Source organism: Vibrio sp. M260118, from assembly GCF_036533755.1.
Lineage (GTDB): Bacteria > Pseudomonadota > Gammaproteobacteria > Enterobacterales > Vibrionaceae > Vibrio.
Genome location: NZ_JATABG010000574.1, coordinates 1 through 1,404, shown reverse-complemented (window position 1 = coordinate 1,404; position 1,404 = coordinate 1). Strand labels below are relative to the sequence as shown.

Below are 1,404 nucleotides of genomic sequence, written 5' to 3'. Positions count from 1 at the left end.
GATCTACCCGAATACAATGTAGCCATAGACGTGTATTTAGATCATCTGGTTATCCAAGAGTACGCTGCACCAAAGAATATTCCAGAAGAGAAAGCCAAGCGTCGTCTGACTGACATTATCCGAGCAGCTATTCAAGTAACGGGTACTGAAGCGAATAAAGTTGTACTGAAAGTTCGCGAAAAGCAGAAGGGGCGTTCACAGTATCAAAAGCTAGCTCAAGAGTCAGAGACGTTGAATGTTCATGAGTATGGCGTAAAGCTCAAAGTCAACTTGCATGATTACTTAGACACTGGCCTGTTCCTCGATCACAAGATTACTCGTCGCAAGCTAGGTGAAATGGCGCAAGGTAAAGACTTTTTGAACTTATTCGCCTACACCGGCTCTGCAACTGTACATGCTGCGTGTGGTGGTGCTAAGTCGACGACAACGGTTGATATGTCTAATACCTACCTAGAGTGGGCTAAAGAGAATATGAAGCTCAATGGTCAGGTCGGTCGTCAGCATAGATTCGAACAAGCAGATTGTCTTCAGTGGCTAGAGCGTTCAACTGCGCAGTTCGATCTTATTTTCATTGATCCCCCAACGTTTTCCAATTCCAAGCGTATGGAGCAGAGCTTTGACGTTCAGCGCGACCATATCCAGTTAATGAAAAACCTTAAGCGCCTGTTACGTAGCGGTGGCACGATAGTGTTCTCTAACAACAAACGTCACTTTAAGATGGATATGGATGGTTTGAATGAACTTGGCTTAGATGCGAAGAACATCTCGCACCAAACATTGCCAATGGATTTCGCGCGCAACAAACACATTCATAACTGTTGGGTTTTGACTCACAAGGAATAGTAGGTCCAAGGTGATCACTTTATATAGCACAGAAGGGTGCCATCTTTGTGAGATGGCATTTGAACTGACAAAACAGCTTAATATCTCTCATCAAGTAGAGACCGTCGATATTGCTTTTGATGATGAGTTATTTTCTCGTTACGGCGTCACCATTCCGGTGCTGCATTATCAAGGTAGCGAGCTTAATTGGCCGTTCGATATACAACAACTACAACTTTGGTTAGACGACAATGGCATTATTAACAATAAATAATGGATTACTGGCTTACGGTGATCACCCACTATTAGACCACTCGGACTTCGCACTCCAAGAGAACGAGCGTGTCTGTTTAGTCGGTCGAAATGGCGCAGGTAAGTCAACCTTGATGAAGGTACTTGCTCAAGAAGTGCTTTTAGACGACGGCAAACTCACAGTGACTCAAGATGTGGTTGTTTCTCGTTTGGAGCAAGATCCGCCAAGGAACCAAGAGGGAACGGTATTTGATTATGTCGCTGGTGGCTTGGCTGAGATAGGTGAGCAGATTAAGATCTATCAAGATCAACTCGATCTGATTGCTATTG

General features: G+C 44.2%; 3 protein-coding genes. All 3 read left to right on the top strand.

Annotation, left to right across the window (positions count from 1 at the left end):
• Positions 1-843 (top strand): bifunctional 23S rRNA (guanine(2069)-N(7))-methyltransferase RlmK/23S rRNA (guanine(2445)-N(2))-methyltransferase RlmL (gene rlmKL / locus QTO00_RS19700; protein ID WP_331426257.1); only part of this gene is annotated, 843 nt, incomplete at its 5' end.
• Positions 844-853: 10 nt separating this feature from the next.
• Positions 854-1,096, top strand: coding sequence for a glutaredoxin family protein (locus tag QTO00_RS19695; protein WP_331426256.1), 243 nt, complete (start codon positions 854-856; stop codon positions 1,094-1,096).
• On the top strand, positions 1,074-1,404 hold a 331-nt coding region (locus QTO00_RS19690), incomplete at its 3' end, for an ATP-binding cassette domain-containing protein (RefSeq protein ID WP_331426255.1). The genes QTO00_RS19695 and QTO00_RS19690, both read left to right, overlap by 23 nt.